The sequence below is a fragment of the Agarivorans sp. QJM3NY_30 genome (genome assembly GCF_050870855.2).
Classification (GTDB): domain Bacteria; phylum Pseudomonadota; class Gammaproteobacteria; order Enterobacterales; family Celerinatantimonadaceae; genus Agarivorans.
The window spans coordinates 291581-313318 of sequence record NZ_CP194038.2; the positions used below are offsets into that span (position 1 = coordinate 291581).

Annotated in this window: 18 protein-coding genes; 5 read left to right on the forward strand and 13 right to left on the reverse strand. The window is 47.4% G+C overall.

The window, feature by feature from the left end; genetic code table 11:
- Positions 1-67 precede the first annotated feature (67 nt).
- Complete coding sequence (gene cls, locus ACRRSX_RS01330) at positions 68-1516, reverse strand: cardiolipin synthase (protein WP_432455005.1); 1449 nt, start codon at positions 1514-1516, stop codon at positions 68-70.
- Between the two features lie 105 nt (positions 1517-1621).
- Positions 1622-3178, reverse strand: coding sequence for a SulP family inorganic anion transporter (locus ACRRSX_RS01335; protein ID WP_432455004.1), 1557 nt, complete (start codon positions 3176-3178; stop codon positions 1622-1624).
- 194 nt (positions 3179-3372) lie between these two features.
- Between ACRRSX_RS01335 and ACRRSX_RS01340 the strand changes: the two genes are divergently transcribed.
- Both ACRRSX_RS01340 and dtd read left to right on the forward strand, forming a co-directional pair.
- Positions 3373-4257, forward strand: a complete 885-nt coding sequence (locus ACRRSX_RS01340; RefSeq protein WP_432455003.1) for a virulence factor BrkB family protein — start codon at positions 3373-3375, stop codon at positions 4255-4257.
- The gene (dtd, locus tag ACRRSX_RS01345) at positions 4254-4691 is read left to right on the forward strand and encodes a D-aminoacyl-tRNA deacylase (protein WP_432455002.1); all 438 of its coding nucleotides are present in this window, start codon (positions 4254-4256) and stop codon (positions 4689-4691) included. The genes ACRRSX_RS01340 and dtd overlap by 4 nt, the downstream gene beginning before the upstream one ends.
- 32 nt (positions 4692-4723) lie before the next feature.
- On the opposite strand, the gene ACRRSX_RS01350 is transcribed toward dtd, so the two are convergent.
- Positions 4724-5992: a hypothetical protein gene (locus tag ACRRSX_RS01350; protein ID WP_432455001.1), complete on the reverse strand. Its 1269-nt coding sequence runs from the start codon at positions 5990-5992 to the stop codon at positions 4724-4726.
- Between the two features lie 110 nt (positions 5993-6102).
- Between ACRRSX_RS01350 and ACRRSX_RS01355 the strand changes: the two genes are divergently transcribed.
- From ACRRSX_RS01355 to ACRRSX_RS01365, 3 genes are all read left to right on the forward strand, one after another.
- Positions 6103-6528 (forward strand): hypothetical protein, encoded by a 426-nt coding sequence (locus ACRRSX_RS01355; protein WP_432455000.1) that lies wholly within the window; start codon positions 6103-6105, stop codon positions 6526-6528.
- 81 nt (positions 6529-6609) lie between these two features.
- Positions 6610-7542, forward strand: a complete 933-nt coding sequence (locus ACRRSX_RS01360; protein ID WP_432454999.1) for a YiiD C-terminal domain-containing protein — start codon at positions 6610-6612, stop codon at positions 7540-7542.
- Between the two features lie 90 nt (positions 7543-7632).
- Positions 7633-8568 (forward strand): LysR substrate-binding domain-containing protein, encoded by a 936-nt coding sequence (locus ACRRSX_RS01365; RefSeq protein ID WP_432454998.1) that lies wholly within the window; start codon positions 7633-7635, stop codon positions 8566-8568.
- A 268-nt stretch (positions 8569-8836) separates the two neighbouring features.
- Here the strand turns inward: ACRRSX_RS01365 and ACRRSX_RS01370 are convergent, their stop codons facing one another.
- From ACRRSX_RS01370 to ACRRSX_RS01415, 10 genes are all read right to left on the reverse strand, one after another.
- Complete coding sequence (locus ACRRSX_RS01370) at positions 8837-11101, reverse strand: hypothetical protein (RefSeq protein ID WP_432454997.1); 2265 nt, start codon at positions 11099-11101, stop codon at positions 8837-8839.
- A 128-nt stretch (positions 11102-11229) separates the two neighbouring features.
- Positions 11230-11664, reverse strand: a complete 435-nt coding sequence (arnF, locus tag ACRRSX_RS01375; protein ID WP_432454996.1) for a 4-amino-4-deoxy-L-arabinose-phosphoundecaprenol flippase subunit ArnF — start codon at positions 11662-11664, stop codon at positions 11230-11232.
- Positions 11655-12011: an EamA family transporter gene (locus tag ACRRSX_RS01380; protein ID WP_432454995.1), complete on the reverse strand. Its 357-nt coding sequence runs from the start codon at positions 12009-12011 to the stop codon at positions 11655-11657. Before ACRRSX_RS01380 ends, arnF begins: the two co-directional genes overlap by 10 nt.
- On the reverse strand, positions 12008-13663 hold the full coding sequence (gene arnT, locus ACRRSX_RS01385) for a lipid IV(A) 4-amino-4-deoxy-L-arabinosyltransferase (RefSeq protein WP_432454994.1): 1656 nt from the start codon (positions 13661-13663) through the stop codon (positions 12008-12010). The genes ACRRSX_RS01380 and arnT overlap by 4 nt, the downstream gene beginning before the upstream one ends.
- A gap of 13 nt (positions 13664-13676) precedes the next feature.
- Positions 13677-14591: a 4-deoxy-4-formamido-L-arabinose-phosphoundecaprenol deformylase gene (gene arnD, locus ACRRSX_RS01390; protein WP_432454993.1), complete on the reverse strand. Its 915-nt coding sequence runs from the start codon at positions 14589-14591 to the stop codon at positions 13677-13679.
- A gap of 2 nt (positions 14592-14593) precedes the next feature.
- Positions 14594-16570, reverse strand: a complete 1977-nt coding sequence (gene arnA / locus ACRRSX_RS01395; protein ID WP_432454992.1) for a bifunctional UDP-4-amino-4-deoxy-L-arabinose formyltransferase/UDP-glucuronic acid oxidase ArnA — start codon at positions 16568-16570, stop codon at positions 14594-14596.
- A gap of 33 nt (positions 16571-16603) precedes the next feature.
- Positions 16604-17605 (reverse strand): undecaprenyl-phosphate 4-deoxy-4-formamido-L-arabinose transferase, encoded by a 1002-nt coding sequence (gene arnC / locus ACRRSX_RS01400; protein ID WP_432454991.1) that lies wholly within the window; start codon positions 17603-17605, stop codon positions 16604-16606.
- On the reverse strand, positions 17595-18770 hold the full coding sequence (gene arnB / locus ACRRSX_RS01405; RefSeq protein WP_432454990.1) for a UDP-4-amino-4-deoxy-L-arabinose aminotransferase: 1176 nt from the start codon (positions 18768-18770) through the stop codon (positions 17595-17597). Before arnB ends, arnC begins: the two co-directional genes overlap by 11 nt.
- Positions 18771-18991: 221 nt before the next feature.
- On the reverse strand, positions 18992-20527 hold the full coding sequence (gene glpD / locus ACRRSX_RS01410) for a glycerol-3-phosphate dehydrogenase (RefSeq protein ID WP_432454989.1): 1536 nt from the start codon (positions 20525-20527) through the stop codon (positions 18992-18994).
- Positions 20528-20818: 291 nt separating this feature from the next.
- Positions 20819-21610 (reverse strand): DeoR/GlpR family transcriptional regulator, encoded by a 792-nt coding sequence (locus ACRRSX_RS01415; protein ID WP_432454988.1) that lies wholly within the window; start codon positions 21608-21610, stop codon positions 20819-20821.
- Positions 21611-21738: the final 128 nt, after the last annotated feature.

The following is a 21738-nucleotide window of genomic DNA, read 5'->3' on the forward strand; positions in this document are numbered from 1 at the left end:
TGTCTGGTTATCTGCGGATTTATTCAGCGCAACAAGTTGAGCATATAATTAATCAGCTTGGTATTACTCAAAGCAGGGGACTCACCACGTGTAATAAGTTCTCGATGAGGCGTCGGTAAAGAGGGCGTTTACGCCAGGCGATAGGGTCAATTTGGCTGCTCTGATCTAGATAAGTTCGTACAGTCTGATATAAGTTTTGAGCATATTGATGATCATCGATGATGCTGGTGACTTCAAAGTTTAACCAAAGGCTGCGCATGTCTAAGTTTACGCTGCCCACCAGAGCTACTTGTTGGTCGATAAGCAAGCTTTTGGTATGTAACAATCCTCCTTTGAAGCGGTAAATTTTAACGCCAGCATCTAATAATTGCTGGTAAAATGAATGACTGGCATAGCGAACTAAGAAAGAATTATTTCGTGCAGGTAAAATTAGCACCACTTCTACACCGCGATTAGCTGCGCTAACCAAGGCCATTTGTAGACTTTCGTCGGGAACAAAATAGGGGCTGGTCAATATAATTTGCTGTTGTGCGACATACAAAGAAGTTAGCAGCAGTTGGATGATATGGTCTCCAAAGATGCCCGGTCCCGAAGGCATAATTTGCATTGACTGCTGCCCCTTAACTGCAAATGAGGCTTCAAAACTGATGGCCTCAATTAATGGCGTATCGGTTTCCATCTCAAGATCGTAGGCCACCACCGCTTGTAGGTTGATGGCAGCAGGGCCTTCGACCCGTAGCATCAAGTCGACCCATAGCCCAAAGCCACTGGTTTGCTGAAATAATCGAGGATCCACCAAATTCATTGAACCGGTATAAGCGATTTTCTGATCGAAAGCGGCAATTTTTCGGTGCAAACGTAAGTCGACACGTTGCAGTAACATCCGTATCGGATTGGCGTGCAGCGCTTCCACAACATTGACCCCCGCTTGTGCCAGTTGCTGTCGTTTCACGGAACGAAGAAACTGCCGAGAGCCGACCGAGTCGGCGAGCAGGTAAACGCTGAGTCCTCGGCTTGCTGCAGCGGCTAATGCATCCAGTAAGGGGTCCACTAAACCGCCCTCCTGCACAATGTAAAATTCAAAATAAATACTTTGTTGTGCTTGAGAGGCATCTTCGGTGAGTCGTCGTAAAGTCTCCAGCGAGTCATCTAAATTGGTGAGTTGATTGCCGCCTAGGATCGGTAGGCCTAGCAGTCGTCGGGTGAGTCGATTGAGTGGCTCTGCTTGGGCAGAGCAGGCATGCTCCTGCACATAAGGAGAGCGACTAAATTGATGGATGCTTTGTTTATACTTTACTTCTATTAAGCGTGCGCGTTTCACGCGTAAGCGTCCTAGATAGCGCTCACCAAATAATTGGTAGCAAATAATACCGAGTAGCGGAATTGCGATAATAAGTAGCAGCCAGCTCAGAGTCACACCGACAGGGCGGCGTTTGATCACCACTTGAAAGATCACCGCAATGATCAGCAGGGAATAAATTAGTAGCGCTAAATCAGATAAGACGGTATCTAACAACAGCTTCTCACCCCAGTTCAAATGATAGAGTTTAAAATTAGCATGAATTCAATAAAAAAGCCGCGACTAGAGAGGCGCGGCTTCGGTGAGCGATAATGCTGAGCGTTAACCTAAGGTGTCACTCGCTACTTTATAGCTTGGATCTTCAATCAGATTCACTTCAACCATGCTTCCGGCTTTACTTAATAGCTTACGGCATTCAGGGCTAAGGTGTTTAAGATGCAGCATTTTACCTGCTTTTTCATAACGTTCGGCCAAGGTATCGATAGCTTCGATAGCTGAGTGGTCACTCACTCGTGATTTAGCGAAATCGATCACGACATCTTTTGGGTCATTCTCGGGATTAAATAGCTCGAGAAAGTTGGCTGTCGAGCCAAAAAATAATGGACCATCTAACAGATAAACTTTGTGCTCTTCATCAACACTCTCGGTGGTGATATAGATGTGTTTGGCATGTTGCCATGCGAAGACCAGCGCCGATACGATCACGCCAATCACTACGGCGATGGCTAAGTCGGTGAATACGGTGACCACCGAGACCAAGACAATCACGAAAAAATCGGCCTTAGGAACTTTATTCATCATTCGTAGACTGGCCCATTCGAAGGTGCCTAATACCACCATGAACATCACCCCAACTAAGGCAGCTAAAGGGATCATTTCAATTAGAGAAGACCCAAATAAAATGAAACAAAGTAGTGCGAGTGCGGCTGTAATCCCAGAGAGACGACCGCGGCCGCCGGAACGAATGTTAATCATGCTTTGGCCTATCATCGCACAACCACCCATCCCGCCAAAGAAGCCTGTGGTCACGTTAGCAACCCCTTGGCCAATACATTCTTTATTACCGTGTCCTCGGGTGCTGGTCATCTCATCAACCACGGTCAGAGTTAATAGTGACTCAATCAGGCCGATCGCTGCGAGTACCACGGCATAGGGCAAGATGATGGTTAAAGTTTCAAGATTCAGCGGAACACTTGGAATGGCAAAGTTGGGTAGGCCACCAGCAATGGTCGCATCAGCGTGTCCGGTCATGCTACGCACAAAATCTACCACCGTACGGGCGTCTAAACCGAGCAGGTGAACCGCTACAGTTACGCCTACAATTGCAACCAGCGAGGCTGGCACTGCATTGCTAAGTTTGGGTAGAAAATGAATTATTGCCATGGTGGCTGCCACTAAAGCTAACATGGTCCACAATTGGGTTCCTTGCATCCATTCTAAGTCACCGAGGGCATTGCTAACTTTAAATTGGCTCAGTTGAGCTAAGAAAATCACAATGGCTAAGCCATTGACGAAGCCGAGCATCACCGGATGGGGCACCATCCGGATAAATTTACCTAAATGACATATACCCGCCAGAATTTGCAGTATTCCCATTAATACTACCGTGGCAAACAAGTATTGCACGCCGTGGTCGGCGACCAGTGCAACCATCACCACTGCTAATGCACCTGTAGCACCGGAAATCATTCCGGGGCGGCCTCCGATGATTGCAGTAATCAAACCAACCATAAAGGCCGCGTACAAGCCGACGAGGGGCTCGACGCCTGCAACAAAAGCGAAAGCGACCGCTTCGGGGACGAGTGCAAGTGCGACGGTTAAACCTGAGAGCAGGTCATTTTTAACCGTGGCTCCTCTAAATCTTGGAAATTCAAACATGTAGTTAGGATCCGGTGAACAACGAAACGAAATGGGGCAGGATTCTAGCATTAAATGTGATTTAGTTCAAAAAAACATCACCCAAATAAGTATCTATAGTGCTCGATAAAGATACATAAGCCCTTGTTAAACTTGAGTTGCGCCCTTAACTGAGTCATTCTTTGCAAGAATAATTATTTTTGGGGCAAGGGATCATGGCGCAATGGTTAACGGCAAGTCGCTGGCAAGGGCTGTGGGTTGAGGCGCAGGACTTTAGCGGATTTCTGCTCGAACGGATCAAAGATGGCAAACTGACCATGATCGCCAGTTCTCTCGCCTATGTGACCTTACTCTCTTTAGTGCCTCTGGTTGCAGTGACTTTTTCCATCATCAGCGCCTTTCCGGTGTTTGCTGGTTTTCAACAATTGATCGAAGATTTTGTGTTTAATAATTTCGTTCCCGCCTCTGGCGATGTGGTGCGAGAGAATTTGCGTGGCTTTGTGGATAACGCGTCGAAAATGACCACCGTTGGGATTGTTGCCTTAGCTGTGATCGCACTGATGTTAATTTCCTCCATCGATAAAAGTTTAAATATGATTTGGCGAGTGACGGTTAAGCGTCGCTGGCGCAGCGCCTTTCCCATTTATTGGATGATTTTGACGCTGGGTCCCTTATTGATGGGGGGCAGTTTGGCGCTGAGTTCTTATATTTTCTCGATACAGTTATTTGCCGATGAGACTCTATTGGGGATCTGGAACCAATTGCTACGGGTGGTACCGTTGCTGTTTTCTATTGGAGCCTTTTGTTTGCTTTATTTATTGGTACCGAATAAGCAAATCCGCTTTGTGCACGGTTTTACTGGTGCGGTGGTTGCAGCCTTGTTGTTTGAAGTGTGTAAACGTGGCTTTGCCTTTTACGTTTCGTCTTTTCCTTCCTATCAAGTTATTTATGGCGCACTAGCCAGTATTCCTATCTTGTTTGTTTGGGTTTATTTAAGTTGGATTGTGGTGTTGTTTGGTGCTGAAATTACTGCCGCTTTAGGTGAATTTACTCAGTTGAAAAATTCATCGCCAAATTCTGTTATTGAGGAATCGTCATGATTGCATTGATTCAAAGAGTGCGCCAAGCCAGTGTTAGCATTGAGGGGGAAATGACCGCAAGTATTGGTGCTGGCTTATTAGTATTGCTCGGTGTAGAGCAAGCTGATGATCAGGCCAAAGCAATTAAACTTTGCGAGAAGGTGATTAAATATCGAGTCTTTCGTGACGCTCAGGGGAAAACCAACCTAAATCTACAACAGGCCGGCGGCAGTTTGTTGGTGGTATCGCAATTTACCTTGGTCGCAGAAACCGATAAAGGTTTACGACCGGGATTTTCTAAGGCGGCCACCCCGGATCAAGCTAAATTTCTTTACCAATTTTTCGTGGAGGCTTGCCGGGACCGAGGGCTGGCTACGGAAACGGGCACTTTTGCCGCCGATATGCAGGTTTCCTTGGTCAATGATGGGCCAATGACCTTCTGGTTGCAGGTGTAATTAGGCAGCCACTTGTTGACAGCCTAATCTACTTAATTCACTGCGATTTTATTCATGCTAAATTCACTGTCGTTGAACACTAGCTGACTCTGGTCTCGGCCTGCTTGATGCTCTAAGTAACCCGCCTGACGTAGTGCCAAAATATAGGCAGCCAAGGGGCTGTAGCTAAATAGCTGGTCACTCACATCGATGTTTAGTTTTAAGTCTAAATAACGTAAGAGCTGTAAGGGCTTAGATATCTCGGTGAGCTCAAAGGGCAATAGCTTGGCCAGTCCAGAAAGTTGTAGATCGCCCTTTAGTACGGTTTGTGAGTAATTTGAATCGATGTTCACGGCGAGCTGATCAAGCTGCCAGTCGAGTCCCGCTGCGACGATTTGTTGTACCAGTGGATCCAGCGCGCTTGCTTGGGTCTGCTGCTGTTTGAGTTGGCTCAATTGAATTAAACTATCCATTGGCATCCCCCCTAATTGAGAGCGTAAGCGCAGTTTCTCCATCGTGAGATGTTGTTCACCTTCTGAAAAATGGAGCTTACCGAGTTCGCCATTAATCCCCAAATAAGCCTTTTGTTGCTGTTCGCTAAATTGGTTGTTGACCTTCAGTTGCTGTAAATCGAAGCTCATATGAGCTTCGGCGAGTTGAAAGCTGAGGCTGGCGACCGACCAGTTAGCTTGCTCGACTAGTGTCCATTGCTGATGTTGGGTAAAACGTTCACTGAGCTGTATTTGCCCAATCGAGATGAAATCGCCTTGCTGTTGGTGGTCAGTTAAATGCATTCCTTGCCAATCGAGATTCAACTCTCCTTGCTGCATGGCTAAGTCGCTGGTGAGATTAAGCTGTAAAGGGGCTACGTTTAGTTCGACTTGTTGCAAGGTTTGTTGAAAGCCCTCTAGCTTAAATTGCTGGGTCAGTCGTTGTCGGATAATATTTGCCTGCCAACGCCCTTGATGCGCGAAAGGTGCGAGTTGGTAATGTTGCAGTAGCGCTTGATAGTCAGCTTGCTGCGGGTCAAATTGCCATTCTCCAGTTAACCACAGCGGCCAAAAGGTCACTCGTTGTTGAATCACTAGGTTCACGGCTCGGGGAGCTAAACCCAATTGTTGCAAATCGCCTTGAAGTTGCCAGGTTTCGTTCTGCTGCCACCAGTTGCTGTTGTCGATTTGCCGACTCAGTTGCCATTGCTGTTGCTGTGCGAGTTGAGTGAGCCATTGGCTGACTTGCTGCTGATATTGATAATGGCCGAGGCCTTGAGCAAGTCCAAGTAAGCCGAGTAGTAACAGCGCGCAGAGCAATAATTTTTTCATTTCAGCAGGTCCATTGATGGTAACTAGCGATGCAAAGTCTGGTCATTCTATATGGATTTGCTAAGGAATGCTGTAGGCTGAGCTGTGCTTGGATTTGAGGAACTGAGAGTTTGGATGATTTATTTGCGGTGCTTGCTGGTCTTTATAGCCCCCTCCAGGCATTACTGTTGCTTACCGCATTTTACGCTAGCCATCGCCTGAATAGGCATTCTTCGGGGGACGTTTGGTGGCGCTTAGGTTTGAGCCTGGGGATGACTTATGGGCTGATGTTGGCTGACAATTATTATTCGTGGTGGCCAAGTCTGGGTCTTGATTACAGTACCCATACCGCCTTGGCCTTTAGTCTTCAAATAGCGCTGGCGCAGCTGTATCCCCGTTGGCGGGGACTGAGTTGGCTGGCCTACGGGGCTTATCTTTGGTTAATGTATCACTTGGCCTACCACAGCCTGATGGATATGTTAACCAGTATGTTGATTGTTGGTTTACTGTTGTATTTAACTGTAAGATGTAAAACTTGGCTTCATTTGACAAAATAGTTAATCATCAATAGTGGTTGGCGCGAGTCGCCGCCTGTGTTTAGCTTACTTGTTGGTTGATAAGCGATAAGGAATGAGTTTATGTATAAGGTCGTTTGCCCAGAAGCTCTCGGTGAAATGGACAAATACTACCAATTTCGCTGGGAAGTATTAAATAAACCTTTACAACTCCCTTTAGGGAGTGAACGTGATGCTTATGATGCGCATAGTATTCACCGGATGATCCATGACCGTAATGGTGAAGCGCTGGCTGTCGGGCGTTTGTTTCTGAGCGACAATAAAGAAGCTCTCATTCGTCATGTGGCGGTAGCTCCTGAACAGCGGAAAACCGGTTTGGGAACGCTATTGATGTTAGCCTTGGAAGCGGCGGCTCACGAAGAGGGGGTGCAGCGTATCGTGGTGAATGCTCGGGGTGAGTCGCAAGCTTTCTTCCGTAGTTGTGGTTTTGAGCCCGCAGGGAGCCCAAATTTTGATAAGGTAAAAGTTAAAGTTCAGCAAATGGTGAAAGAGCTTTCTGCTGAGCATCGTTTTGTTCGTCAACCAAAGTTGTGCACAGCCTTACAGCAAATGTTTAATCAGCAGATCCCAATGAGTGAAAAAATGGGCTTGCGTTTACACCAGTATACCGGAAAGCAGCTTACCACCAGGCTCGCGCTGGCGGGTAATAGTAATCCGCATTCGACCATGTTTGCTGGCAGCATCTATAGCCAAGCGGTGTTGTCGGGTTGGGGAATGATTTGGTTAATGTTGGAAGAGCATGGTTTTGCTGGTGATATTGTTTTGGCAAAGGGGGAAATTAAACACCGTAAAGCGATTAGTGACGATGCTCTCGCAACCGTGAATAAGAGTCAAATGAAGGGTAGTTTACTGCCTTTGTTAGACGCTAAAAAATGTAAGATGACGGTCACTGTTGAAGTTTACTGTGAGAAAAAATTGGCCGCTGAATTCAAAGGATTTTACATCATTTTGCCTCGGACCGAGGCAAATCATGAAGCGTCGACGGCTGCGATTTGATGATTGTTCGCTGATTTATTTTTGCTTCGCGGAATTATTGTTATATTAGCTACGTAAATAGATCTTCATCGATTCATCTGGAAAGCTTATATGCAACATCTTTATCGCTTTAGCCTCAAACAGTTATCGGTGTTTGTCACCATCGCTGAAACTCAGAGTGTGAGTGTGGCGGCACAGCAGCTTGCGATGAGCCAGTCAGCGGCCAGCATGGCATTAAGCCAATTAGAATCAGGTTTGGGGCAACGTTTATTTGAACGTCAAGGGAAGCGCTTACGCTTGAATCATTGGGGCCATTGGTTACGTCCCCGAGCGAAGCGGATATTGATGGAAAGTCAGCATGTGATGCAAGGATTTGCTGGCCAGCAAATTATTAGTGGAGAGTTGGCTGTGGGGGCCAGTCAAACCATTGCTGAGTATTTTCTCGCTCAGATCATTTCTCGTCTCGACCAAGACTATCCGGATTTAGTGATTAGCCCACAGATTAGTAATACCGAATCGGTGGTGGGGGGCTTACTCGATTATCGACTGCAGTTGGGCATGATAGAAGGCCACTGTGTGGATAGCCGGATTGTGCAACAAGTTTGGTGTGAAGATCATCTGGTGGTGGTGGCGGGTCAGCAACACCCACTAGCAACCAAGTCGCAGGTGAACTTAGCCAGCTTAAGTCGGGCCCGTTGGGTATTAAGAGAAGGCGGTTCGGGGACTCGAGAGATCTTTAACGGTGCGATTCATGGCAAAATTACTCGACTGAAGGTATGGCGGGAATACAACCACGTCCCCAGCTTGATTGCACTGGTGGCGAATGGGGCTTACTTAAGTTGTTTGCCCTGGCGTAGCGTTGAGCAGGCAGTGCAGGCAGGCCAGCTTGTGCGCTTAACGACTCCCGATTTAGATATGCGTCGTAGTTTCAATTTTGTGTGGCGTAAAGATAGTAGCCAAAACCCATTGCGTGACTGTTTGATTGAACAGGCGCTGTCCCTAAATACCGGCTCTATTCCACATCCTTCTTTAGATTTACTTAGCTAGGGCTGTACTTGGTTGAGAGGATAGCGACACGGCTGTACTTGTGGCGTTTGGACAAATTGATGTTGTTCTACAAGATAACGGCGTTGCGAACGGTGATGCTCGAGGCTCATCGAAGGGGCACCGCAAGCTTGGTTAGGGCTGTACTTGGTTGAGAGGATAGCGACACGGCTGTACTTGTGGCGTTTGGACAAATTGATGTTGTTCTACAAGATAACGGCGTTGCGAACGGTGATGCTCGAGGCTCATCGAAGGGGCACCGCAAGCTTAGCTAGGGCTGTACTTGGTTGAGAGGATAGCGACACGGCTGTACTTGTGGCGTTTGGACAAATTGATGTTGTTCTACAAGATAACGGCGTTGCGAACGATAGTGGTCGAAGCTCATTGTCGGTGCGCTCCAGCGACCATCAATGGTATGCACTAAGCGCCAACAAGGCTGGTCGGCGACCACAAACTGCAAATTGTCGAAGCGTTGAGCGGCTAAATCGATATCACCTTGGAGGGTAAGTTGGTAGCGCAAACCGGGTAAGCGTTGGGGGGCAAAACTTAACTTCCCTTGACCAATGGTGGCGCTAAGCGCCAGATTAGTAAATTGAGTCAAGCCCTTTGGTAAGCTGTTCGGTGCTTGCCAAAAAACAGCGAGTCCGTTGGCAATCAAGGGATTGGGATCTTCGAAGTATTGCCGAGGGCTTTCGATGATTTGGTCAAGGGTGACTTCCAGATCGACACCGGGGAGTTGCAATAACTGACTATGTAAATCGATACTACCGTCGATATTATGATTAAAGTCTTGCAGCTTGCCGTGTAGTTTGCCGCTAAAGGTCAGATCGCCTAATAATTTGAAATCGCGATTATCGGCTAACCTCGCCAATGAGCTTAAGTTGAGTAACAATCCTGAAATTTCAGCTTTCCAAGGTTTGTGCTGTTGATCTAATAAAGCTTGTCCCTGTAATTCAAATTGGCCCAGCGGTAGTTCCCCGTATAAATTGAAATAGCCTAGTTGTTGTTCTGCTCCGACATCCATGCTGACATGGCTCAGTGCGATCCCTCGAAAGGCCAGTTCTGGCGCTTCAATGAATAATTGAGCACTGGGTTGCCAGAGTTGCTCGATATTCTGCCATTGGCCATCTTTGAGCAGCGCTAAATGACGTAACTCAACATTTAAGCCTTCAGCTGAGAATGGAAACTGATCCAAATAAGACAGCAGTTTTACCTGTTGTAAATTGACCTGCTCAATATTAAGTTGTTGTAATCGAGGGCTTGTCGTCAGTGCTTGGGAGACTTGTTCAGTAGCATTGTCCTTCGTTTGCATCAGGCTTAGCCAACTAGGTTGAATTGGGATTTCACTATTGCTCAAGGTGAGCTGTTGGATGTTTAGCGCCGCTTGTTGCCAATGGTAGTCTAGCGCTAAGCTCAGTTTTCCTTTAAAGACATCGCTGCGGAAAGCATCGAGGGTAAAGCGCCCTTGAGCGACCGCTCCGCTGGCGGTGAGTTCACTTAATTGAAATTGGTCGAAGGTGACCTCATCAGCGATAAAGGCATAGTTAGCGGTGACTTGCTCTTGCTTGAGAGGCCAGCGGCTGTGAATATTTTCCAACTCACCGGTAAAGTGGTTGAGCACCAGATTATGCCCCGAAACTTGCGTGGCCATACTGATTTTATTGAGCAAGATACTATCGATATCAATTTGCTCAAGCCAACTGAAAGAAGGGAATTGTTGGCCCTGAGTGGATGCTTGGTTGGCTAATGGTGATTTATCTTTAGGCTGAGTAAAGTGCTCGATTCGAGCATTGTTCAATACCAGTTGTTGAACTTGTAAGTGTTTGTTGCTCAGCTCTCCTGAACCATAAAATGAACCTTGCCAGAGGTCGGCTCCAAGATGTGTGATGCTTAGCTTTTGGTTGCTATATTGAAGGTTGAGCTGTGGCAGTTGCACCTCTTGATAGGGGTTGTCCAGCTTTTCGGCACTGGCTTGTAAGCTAAATTGCCAATCGCTGGGGGAAGGATGAGCTAAGTCTACGGCAAAGTCTTCGATGCTTAATTCAAGCTGTTTTAGGTGATAACTTTGTTGGCCTTGTTGCCATAGTACGTCGCTGTCTTTGAGTTGTAATTGTTTGATCTGTAATTGATTTATCCAAAGCAGCGAAAAGTCTTGTTGGGTTGAGTGACCATCCGCGGGCTTGCTTGCTTGCAGCAGCTCGGGCCTCATTGCCAGTTGAGCATTTTCTAGAGTCACTAATTTTAAGCTTAACTGGCCCTTTAGAAGTGGTAGGGCTGCAAGCTCTAGCTGAACGCTTTTCGCCATGAGAGCGGCTTGCTCTGATTTGGCGAGTTCTAGACCGTAGATTTCAATACTCAGCGGATCAGTCAAAGACCAGTTACTACTTTGGTAAGTTAACTGCCAGTCACTTTGTTGATTGAACCAACCCAGGAAATCGCTTTTGTAGCGATCGGGGTGAAAAGAAAACAAGAAAAAGACTGAAGTTGCCAGTATTAGCAATAAAAAAATGGCAAATAAGTCAAGCAGGCGTTTCATGTAGGCAGCGTTTCCTTGCGACTAATTAACGTAATATTAATAAGTTGGCTATGTAGCTACAATACTTGAGTCTGCTTATTATTCATAGCCGCTTAGCCCTAGCTTAACTAAAACTGAGTCTTTAATCGTTAATCACCTTTATCTTTGCGTTTAGAGCTTGGCACAACCAAGGCTATTCCGCATAAGATAAAGACGATGCCAAGCGCTTTTAGCCCGCTAAATGTCTCGTCTATCCAAGGCAGGCTAACAGCCGCTATATAGACCAAGACATAACTTAAACTCAGCAAAGGGTAGGCTAATGACAGGGGGAGATGTCTTAAGGCCATCACCCAGCAACACATCGACAGCCCATAACAGCCAAGTCCAAATATCACCGCGAGTAAGTAGTGGTAGCTCGCGCTGAATAATAAGCCCCATTGCTGCTGAAGCCAAAGCTCGCTCAGTGATGAAAAATGCAGGTTGAGTTGGCTCATGCCCCATTTCATGGCCAGTTGTGCTAATGAAATAAATAGCACACTGAGTAAGGCCAGGCTGAGGTTATATGGGGGCGCTTTTATAGCCATTGACTGGCGCCTCCTAAAATAGCTACGCCGATCACAATCAAGAGCACGCCCCACCACTGGCGAGTATGCACTTGTTCCTTAAAGGCGAACTTGGAGACCAACAACATAATCACAAAGTTGCTGCTGAGCAGCGGATAGGCCACTGAAACATCCCATTGGCTGAGCACGCCTAGCCAGGAGATGGCCCCGAGCGCCAGAAACACGATCCCCAACAATAGCGGTTTTGCCAATAGTTTGCTGCGGATCCCCATATTGGGCTGCGCAACGAATAGTAGCGCGGCTCGTTTCTGCCAGTATTGGCTCAAGGAACTACAGGCGATTGACGTCAGTAATAAAAAAATGCTCACGGCTGACTCTGCAAGGCTTGATAGTAAAGTACAGTGTAGCGGCCGCGTTGAATGCGTTGGTCGGTGGCAGGAAGGGTATCGCCGAAATGGGGTTTATCACGAAAGTAAATCAATACTGGTGCTACTTTACGGTGTTGTTCAATGAATGTCGCTAGCGCAGCACTGGGGACAAACCGTTGCTGTGCATCGGGGTAGCTTAGACCATATTCGAGTTCACCTTTGGCGCTGGTTAAATACACATCACTGCGTTTGAAATACCAATTAAGGGCTGACATGGTATCGGGGTAATCGGCAACCAAAACGGTGTTAGCATCGACCAAGTGTTCAATTTGTTGAACAAATTTGGCCGGCATTTTTGAATAAATACTGAGGTTGGGGAAAGTCGCCCAAGCCAGCATAAATAGCGCCAAGGGCATCAGCATGTAACTGGCTACCTTACCATTTAAACTGTTGGCTTTAACTGCGACGACCGCCATTGCTGACCAAAAGGCGAAGATGCTAAATAGCAGCCAAGGTCGATAGCTTTCATCGGCGTCTAAGGGTAACTTGCCACTGAAATTAAGAATTAAAGTTGCTATTGCCAAGAGTGCGAACAACAGCGCATTTAGCCAGGATCCCCAATTGAGCCCACGACAGGAACGCGCAAAGGCTTGCTGAATGCCAAAGGCAAACAAAATCGCCAAGGGTGCCATAATAGGCAGAATGTAGGTGGCCAATTTACCCTTTGCTAGGGAGAAAAACAGCAAGGGTAATATTGCCCAGAGAAGGGCATAGCGTAACAGGGGAAGATGCATTTGCCCTTTTAAGTGACGCAGTGCGCTGGGGGACCAAAATAGCCAAGGTAATACTCCGGCGGCAACAAAGGGCAAGTAGTACCAAATTGGCGCCGAGTGCTGGGCATTTTCCGCAGCAAAACGCTGAATATGCTCAATCCAAAAAAAGTAATGCCAATAATCGACCTCGGCAGCATGAATGGCCAAGGCCCAAGGGAGGCAAGCCAGCAGTGCCAGTAACATCACCCACCAGCCCCATTTAATAATTTGTTTAAATTGCTGACTCCACAGCATATAAGGCACGACCACCAGCACCGGTAGCGCTAAGGCCAGAAAGCCCTTGGTGAGTACCGCAAAACCACAATATAAACCGGCCAAACCATAATATTTAGCGCGTTGCCGGGTCGTGTCACTGCGGATGGCAAAATAGAAAGCGGTAAAACTGGCGGTGAGCCAAAGGTTTAACATGCTGTCGAGCACACTATAAGTCCCTATCCCAGAGACCATGAACATACTGAGATAGATCCCACTAGCGAGCCAGGCAATTGAGCGTGAAGCAAACCGCCAGAGTAATAACCATAGGCAGAAAGCTGCGCCAAGCGCGCTAAAGGCTGATGAGGCTCGCACTGCAAAATTGTTTTCGCCAAATACCAGCTGCGCCAAAGCGTTCATCCAATAGCCCATCACGGGCTTCTCGAAATAACGTAGACCATTAAAGTGCGGTACGATCCAGTCGCCGGAGGCGACCATTTCTCGTGAGATTTCGGCATAACGTAATTCGTCGGGAGACCAGAGATCGCGCAGCCCTAAAGGCAGTAAATACAGTAGGATAAAGAAAATGGGAACCCAGCTAGATAATTTAAGTTGTGTGTGACGCATGTTTGTTCCTAGCTTAGCTACTGATTGGTCTCACAAGCGAGGCTTGGTGACTCAGCCAGCCCTCACGACCCTCTATTTCAATGTTTAAGATACTGTCCTGCGGCCAAGTCTCGTAATGCTGATCGAGTAGGTCGCTCAGTGGCACAAACTCAATGTTGTGCTGCTTCGCTTGGATCAGCAATTGCTCAAACATTTCCGCACAAACAATGCCTTCCACTTCAGCGTGGATGGTATAAACATTGAGTGCATCCGGTTTAATTTTGTCGAGAATGGCTTGGTTATAGTTATGCTCGTCTACGCCTTCTTGACCGATCAGTTCATCATAGGTGGGTAGTGTCACTGGAATTTGGGGGGCCATGCCCGACTTGGGAACAAAGATCGACTTGCCTCTACAATCACTATTGTAACGAAATGGGAAGGCTTCCTTTTCATCGAGGGTCGTTTCGGTGCAGCGCCAGCCAGCAACGGCGCTGCAGCTGATCTCTTTGCCGATAATATCGGAGAGCATCTGGTAGCCTTTGCTGAGCTCTTTGGCTAACTCGGTGGGTGACATACTGTCGGTTTTCATTTGCCACTTGTGATGATCCCAAGCGTGCAAGCCAATTTCATGGCCAGCCAAATCTGCTTGCTTGATGACTGACGCGAGCTTGTGACCGATCACTGGCCCTGGCCAAAATGTGCCACGCAGAATGATATCCCAGCCATAAAGGCTGGCGGCCTTAGAGCGTAACATCTTCTTTAAGAAGGCTGGACGCAGCAGCCGCCAAATATGGCGGCCCATATTGTCTGGACCAACAGTGAAGAAGAATGAAGACTTAATTTGGTGCTCTTGGAAGATGTCTAATAGCTTGGGTACGCCTAAACGCGTGCCTCGAAAGGTATCAACATCGATCCGTAGGCCAACTTTAATCGTATCTTGGACACTCATGGTTATTCGTCAACAGCCGTTTTTAGGAAGAAATCGAGGGTTTCTTCGATGGTATCTCCCATCTTGATGGTCGGCTCCCAATCGAGTAAACGCTTGGCGTTGCGAATGCTAGGTCGACGGTGCTGAACATCTTGGTAACCATCCCCATAGAAGGTTTTACTTTCGACTAAATGGTAACCCGCAAAAGGAGGGAAGCGATCGCGTAGTGGATGCACGGCAAATTTTTCAACCAGAGTTTCCGCCATTTGCTTAATACTTGCCTCGTTGTCTGGTGAGCCAATATTAATGATTTGCCCGTCACACAGACCATCCTTATTTTCGATAATCCGGAATAAGGCTTCAATGGCTTCGGAGATATCTGTGAAGCAACGTTTTTGCTCACCGCCATCAATCAATTTAATTGGCGTACCTTCTACTAAGTTTAAGATCAGCTGAGTAATCGCCCGGCTGGAACCCACCCGCGCCGAGTTTAAGCTGTCTAGGCGAGGCCCCATCCAATTAAAGGGACGGAACAGGGTAAACTTCAGGTTGTCTTTTTTACCATAGGCCCAGATCACTCGGTCGAGTAATTGCTTAGAGGTTGAGTAAATCCATCGCTGACGGTTAATTGGACCGGTAATTAATGGCGAACTATCTTCGTTAAATTCTTCATCGGTACACATACCATACACTTCCGAAGTGGAAGGAAAGATGATGCGTTTGTTGTATTTGACACACTCGCGAACAATTTTGAGATTCTCTTCGAAGTCTAATTCGAATACGCGCAGTGGATTACGGGTGTATTCGATGGGCGTTGCGATGGCGACTAAAGGTAACACGATGTCACATTTCTTAATGTGGTATTCAATCCACTCACTGTGAATGGTGATATCACCTTCGACAAAGTGAAAATCGGGGTGGGTTAAATGTTGTTCTATCTGGTTGGCGCTCATATCCATGGCGTAAATTTCATACTTGCCATCGTCGAGTAAGCGTTTAGTTAAGTGATTACCAATGAAACCATTGGCTCCTAAAATGAGTACTTTTTGCCGTTTTTTGGCGGCGATCAGTGAACTGGCTTGTGGGCCAAAGCGCATGCCTGCGACGAGGTGTAACTCGCTGGCGAGTTGCTGGCCATTGAGATATAAACCCTGTTCACTTTGGCCAGTATTGACTACGATGGAGCCTTGAGTGCAAGCAATGGTTAGTGGCGTGGTCGCGACAATGGTTCCTGGGCTTGCATCATAATCTTGCTCGCTGATGCTGGTGCTCCAAAAAATCACCTTGCGTTCACCTAAGAAGGTAAACGCGCCAGGGTAAGGTTCGGTGACCGCGCGACAAAGATTGAAAATGGTTTGGGCGTTATCGGACCATTTAATTTCACCGTCGGCTGGGCTTCGGCGACCATAACAGCTGGCGAGGCTTTCATCCTGGGGGGTTAAGCAATGACTACCCTCGATAATACTGGGCAAGGTTTGCGCGAGCAACTCACCACTGAGTTTGGTGAGTCGTTGGTGCAAAGTGGCGGCTGTGTCATTAGCATCGATGGCAAGTTTATGCTGTGCCACAATGTCGCCAGCGTCTGCTTTTGCGGTCATGGTATGGAGCGTGACTCCGGTTTCGGTTTCGCCATTCACTAGGGCCCAATTTACTGGCGCGCGGCCACGATAAGCCGGAAGTAAAGAACCATGTAAGTTAAAGCCGCCTTTGGGCGCAATCTCGAGAAGCGATTGGCTAAGCATTGAACGGTAATAGAACGAGAACATCACATCGGGCTGTAACGCCTTAATTTTTTCCAGCCATAGCGGGTGGTTGACGTCTTCAGGTGCAAATACCGGGATCCCCTGTCGTGCAGCTAATTTGGCGACCGAGTCAAAAAATACATTTTCTTGACTGTCGTCGAGGTGGGTAAAGACTGCGGCAATATTGATACCCGCATCGAGAAGACTTTGAATGCCAATACAACCAATGTTGTGATAGGCAAATACCACTGCTTTCATGGGTTATTCCTTAGAAGTAATCGCTAAATTTAGTTATTGCTGTTTTTTATGAGTTTCATTGTGGGTCCGCGGATGCTTAGTCGCTTCACCTAGTAGTACATCTTGCACATAGTAACGTGGTCGAGCTCTTACATCAGAATAGATCCGGCCGATATATTCACCCAGTAAACCAAGGCCTACAAATTGTGCCCCGACAAAAATAAATAGCAGTGCAAATAAGGGGAATACTCCATCTACGCCCCATTCCGCGCCATACATAAGTCGCATTAATAACAATACCAAGCCAAATAATCCGCCGAGGGTGGCAATTACCCCGCCCATAATGCTGAGCATTCTTAACGGCGCGGTGGTCATGCTGGTGAGTAAATCAAACATTAAGTTGATTAAGCCCATTACGTTGTACTTCGACTCTCCCTGTTGGCGCTCACTATGCTCTACGTCGATTTCAACGGTGCGTCGAGCAAAACCATTGGCTAAGATGGGAATGAAAGTACTGCGTTCGTGACACTGTAACATCGCATCAACCACATGTCGGCGATAGGCTCGCAGCATGCAGCCGTAGTCGTTCATGGCTACGCCAGTAGAGCGTTTGACTATTCTGTTGATCAGCATCGAGGGGTAACGACGGAGTCGGCTATCTTGACGATTTTTACGTACGGTCCCTACCGCATCGTAACCCTCTTCGGCTTTGGCCACCAAGTTAGGAATTTCTTCGGGAGGGTTTTGTAAGTCGGCATCTAGTGTGACGATTAGATCACCGCGTACATGCTCAAAGCCCGCCATAATTGCGTTATGTTGTCCATAATTACGGTTGAGAATGACGCCCACCACGTGGCTGCCTTCTTCGGCTGCAGCCGCTTCAATTTGTTCGGCGCTGTTGTCTTTGCTGCCGTCATCGATCAGTAGTAATTCATAGTCCTTGCCCATGCTATCGGCTGCGGCACAGGTGCGCTTCATTAGTTCTGGTAGACTTGCTGCTTCGTTATAAACCGGGATCACGATGGATACGAAGTGAATCTCTTGCTTATGTTTCATTAGAAGTTCCAATAAAGTGGGTGATGGCGTTTACCACTCGTTCGACATCGCTCAGTTGCATATCGGGGAATAGGGGTAAGGAGCAGATCCGCTGACTGTTAAACTCGGTATTTTGTAGATCAGGATTTATTTCACCGAAGCGGCTCAGGTAATGGTCTCGATAGTATTTCTGGCTATGGCAGGCTTTGAAGTGAATGCCTGCGCCGATGTTGAGTTGTTTTAATTGGCTAATTAATTGGTCACGGTCAAAGCCACAAAGATGAGGCTCGACTCGGATAATCATCAGATGGCAGCAGTGTTGGTGGTCATATTCGGGGACCTGCAGAGGGCGAATGCCGGGCAGCTTAGCTAACAATTGACGATAATGGGCGACCAGTTTTTGGCGTTGTTGAGTGATCCTTGTTAAACGTTGCATTTGTCCGAGGGCAAGTACAGCGCAGAGATCCGGCATGTTGTATTTGAAGCCGGGTTCGATCACTTCGGCTTGGGGGGCGCGGCCTTGGTTCTCGCGATCAAAGGCGTCAACACCAAGGCCATGAAATTTAAGACGGCGGATCCGTTCTGCCAGCTGCGCATCGTTGGTGGTGAATATCCCACCCTCCGCTGTTGTGACATTTTTAATAGCGTGTAAGGAAAAGATGCAATGTCCTGTTTGACCGATGGGGCGGCCTTTATATTCACAACCGATGGCATGAGCAGCATCTTCAATTAATGGGATTTGGTAACGCTCTGCCAAGGCATAAATGGCATCTAAATCTAAGGGGGCGCCAGCATAATGCACAGGGATGATCAACTTGGTCTTATCGGTGATAAGGGACTCGATCCGCTCTGCGGTGGTCATCAAGGTATCGGCATCTACATCCACAAAGACTGGTTTGGCTCCGACGAGGGTAATCAGGTTCACCGTCGATACCCAAGTCATGGATGGGGTTATTACTTCATCACCGGGGCCGATCCCTAAAGCGACTAAGCTCAGATGAAGACCCGCCGTCGCACTGCTTAAAGCCACCGCGTGTTGGGCACCAGTATGGGCTTTGATTACGTTTTCGAGCTCAGCATTTTTGGGGCCAGTGGTTATCCATCCCGATTTTAATACCTCAATTACGGCATCGATTTCTGGTTGCTCGATCGCGGGGCGACAAAGAGGTAGAAATTTTTGTTCCATCGGTTTCTCTCTAAGCGTTTTAATATTTTTATTTAACAATTACTGTTAAAACGCAGAAAGTCTAACCGCCTAGCCTGCTTAAAGAAAGCGCCAAAGACTTGCTCAGGCTATTGTTTTGTTAAAAACAATAGCCTGAGCAAGTAATTAAAAGAAAGTTTGCAGCTTGATTAGAAGGTCGATCCTGTGCGGCCGTCTGTTTATAGCATTATTGGGTTTTAACACTACAGTGTGACTACATTTTTAAGGTCGTGATAGGGGACGTTTCGAGACTCTTGTAAATAGTCCGCTAAAGCCTGTTGTTGGTCAGCATTAAGCTGTAAACCCTGTTTGGTGCGTCGCCATAAAATATCTTCGGCGGTGAAGGCCCATTCTTCAGCTTGCAGGTAGTCTACTTCAACTTGGTAGAGCTGGCCGCCAAAGTGTAGGCCTAGACCATGATGTTTTACCGCCGCAAGTAATGTTTGAATTTGGCGACCAAATTGGTGACACCAACGTTCGATTAAGGCTGGGTCGAGCTCTGCCGCGAGCGCTTGTTGTTGTGCGATAAATTCTGCGAGCGGTTGTTCTAATTTGCCGCCAGGTAAGGTCGCTTTACTGGTCCAGGGGGCTCCCATCGCTGATACGCGAGGGGCCAATAAGGCTAAGGCTGCCTCGGCGAGTTTACGATAGGTGGTGAGCTTACCGCCAAATACAGACAATAGTGGCGCACCTTGTTCGGCTTCGCTGAGTTCTAAGGTGTAATCGCGGGTGACCGCAGAGGGGTCGTCGGATTCATCCTGACACAGTGGGCGCACCCCAGAGAAACTATGGATAACATCGTTGCTGGAAATTTGCTGCTGAAAGTGCTGATTTACCACATCGCACAAGTAACTTATTTCTGATGTGGAAATTGCCACTTTGGCGGGATCGCCGTGATATTCAAGATCGGTGGTGCCTATCAGCGAGTAGTCTTGCTGGTAGGGGATTACAAATACGATCCGTTTATCGCTATTTTGTAAGATGTAGGACTGGCTTTGGGCATGAAGTTTGGGCACCACAATATGGCTGCCCTTGACCAAACGAATACGACGTGGCGGCATGAGGTGCATTGCCTGCTCGATGAATTGTTGTACCCAAGGTCCTGCAGCGTTGACCAGACTATCACAGCGAAGTTGTTGGCGTTGATGGGTATTCTGGTTGAGTACTTCAACCAGCCAGTGCTGTGCTTCGCGTTTTGCCGAAATGACTTGGTGGCGAGGTGCGATATAGGCGCCCTGTTGCTTGGCTAACAGGGCATTACTAACCACTAGGCGGGCATCGTCGACCCAGCAATCGGAATACTCGAAGCCCTTGCTGATGTCGCTTTTTAGCACGCTGTCTTGGCCAAAGTACAAGCCCTTACACGCTGCTAAAGTACTGCGTTTAGCAAGGTGATCGTAGAGAAATAAACCCATGCGAATCAATAGCCAAGGGCGAAGATGAGGTCGATGTGGTAGGCGAAAGCGCATCGGCTCAACTAAGTGAGGCGCCATGTTTAATAATACTTCTCGCTCTTTTAATGCTTCGCTTACTAAGCGAAACTCGTAATATTCTAAATAGCGTAGCCCGCCATGAATTAACTTCGAGCTGGCTGAAGAGGTGGCGCTGGCGAGATCATTTTGTTCGAATAAAGCGACTTTGAGGCCACGGCCTGCCGCATCTGCGGCGATACCGACACCATTGATGCCTCCGCCAATCACGATCATCTCATAGTGACTTTCAAGCTCAGTAGTTGGCATGGCTGGCCTCTTGAATATATTTTCGTTTATGTTCGTTAACGAACATAATAGAACACATTCAGTTTAAAAAACAATCAACAAACGACATTTATTGATTAAATTAAGAACAATTTTATAGATGCTACAGCTTGGGCGCTATCGGAGCAGGAGTGGTGAGATGAGACGCTCGCTTTGCGCGATTGAGGTTCTGGGGATGGCGGACTGCTCCAGTTGAATTTCATGGCTGATAGGCTGCGCTTTTATGCGCCGTATTTAAGCCATGCCGAAAAAGTAGGCAGGGCATCAATAGGGTTAAGTTTCAGCAAGTAAATTAATCGGGTCTGGACATAGCACCAACGGTATTTGTGCTCGCTTTAAGATATCTGCGATGGCTTGTGGCACGGCTCTGTCACTGTAGAACTGGTCTACTTGGGCGATATTGCCGATGTTGATCATCGCATTACGACCAAACTTGCTGTGGTCTGCAGCAAGGATCACCTTGCGTGAGCAAGCGATGATGGCCTGAGTGACCCGTGCCTCATGATAATCAAAATCGAGTAAAGAACCGTCTAAATCAATGCCACTGACGGTGATCAATCCATAGTCGAGACGAAACTGATGGATGAAGTCAGTGGTGGCTTCGCCAACAATCCCTCCATCTTTATTGCGCAGGGTGCCGCCCGCCAGAATGACTTGAAAGTCATCTTTAGACATTAATATGTTTGCCACATGAATGTTGTTGGTGATGATGCGTAAGTCGCGGTGTTTAAGCAGAGCCTTCGCAAGGGTTTCCGAGGTGGTGCCGATGTCTAAAAATAGCGATGCGCCGTTGGGGATCTGTTCGGCGAGTTTACGTGCAATACTTTGTTTTTCTGTCGCTTGTTTAATTTTTCGCTTGGCGTAAGAGTCGTTCACGACGCTGCTACTGAGTAAAGAGGCCCCACCATGATGGCGATGGATGAGTTGTTGCTCGGCTAAGTTATTCAGATCACGGCGAATGGTTTGTGGGCTGACGGCCAGCGATTCAACGAATTGCTCGGTCGCTACAAAACCTTGAGTTTTTAATATTTGCAATATTTGCTGGTGGCGTTGGGTTTGTTTCACGACACGTGCTCTCATTTTCTTAGGAACATGCAGTTTAGCTTTTATTTGTGGCTTTGACGGAACTGCAGCGTTATTTGACTTAAAACTTAGCAATAAATGTAGCGAGTAAATTGAACCGTAGTCACGGA

Excerpts from the sequence above, each read along its gene's own strand:
- ACRRSX_RS01335 (WP_432455004.1), bottom strand. The coding sequence starts at position 3,178 with ATGTTTGAATTTCCAAGATTTAGAGGAGCCACGGTTAAAAATGACCTG.
- ACRRSX_RS01340 (WP_432455003.1), top strand. The coding sequence starts at position 3,373 with ATGGCGCAATGGTTAACGGCAAGTCGCTGGCAAGGGCTGTGGGTTGAG.
- dtd (WP_432455002.1), top strand. The coding sequence starts at position 4,254 with ATGATTGCATTGATTCAAAGAGTGCGCCAAGCCAGTGTTAGCATTGAG.
- ACRRSX_RS01350 (WP_432455001.1), bottom strand. The coding sequence starts at position 5,992 with ATGAAAAAATTATTGCTCTGCGCGCTGTTACTACTCGGCTTACTTGGA.
- ACRRSX_RS01360 (WP_432454999.1), top strand. The coding sequence starts at position 6,610 with ATGTATAAGGTCGTTTGCCCAGAAGCTCTCGGTGAAATGGACAAATAC.
- ACRRSX_RS01365 (WP_432454998.1), top strand. The coding sequence starts at position 7,633 with ATGCAACATCTTTATCGCTTTAGCCTCAAACAGTTATCGGTGTTTGTC.
- ACRRSX_RS01370 (WP_432454997.1), bottom strand. The coding sequence starts at position 11,101 with ATGAAACGCCTGCTTGACTTATTTGCCATTTTTTTATTGCTAATACTG.
- arnF (WP_432454996.1), bottom strand. The coding sequence starts at position 11,664 with ATGGCTATAAAAGCGCCCCCATATAACCTCAGCCTGGCCTTACTCAGT.
- arnT (WP_432454994.1), bottom strand. The coding sequence starts at position 13,663 with ATGCGTCACACACAACTTAAATTATCTAGCTGGGTTCCCATTTTCTTT.
- arnD (WP_432454993.1), bottom strand. The coding sequence starts at position 14,591 with ATGAGTGTCCAAGATACGATTAAAGTTGGCCTACGGATCGATGTTGAT.
- arnA (WP_432454992.1), bottom strand. The coding sequence starts at position 16,570 with ATGAAAGCAGTGGTATTTGCCTATCACAACATTGGTTGTATTGGCATT.
- arnC (WP_432454991.1), bottom strand. The coding sequence starts at position 17,605 with ATGAAACATAAGCAAGAGATTCACTTCGTATCCATCGTGATCCCGGTT.
- arnB (WP_432454990.1), bottom strand. The coding sequence starts at position 18,770 with ATGGAACAAAAATTTCTACCTCTTTGTCGCCCCGCGATCGAGCAACCA.
- glpD (WP_432454989.1), bottom strand. The coding sequence starts at position 20,527 with ATGCCAACTACTGAGCTTGAAAGTCACTATGAGATGATCGTGATTGGC.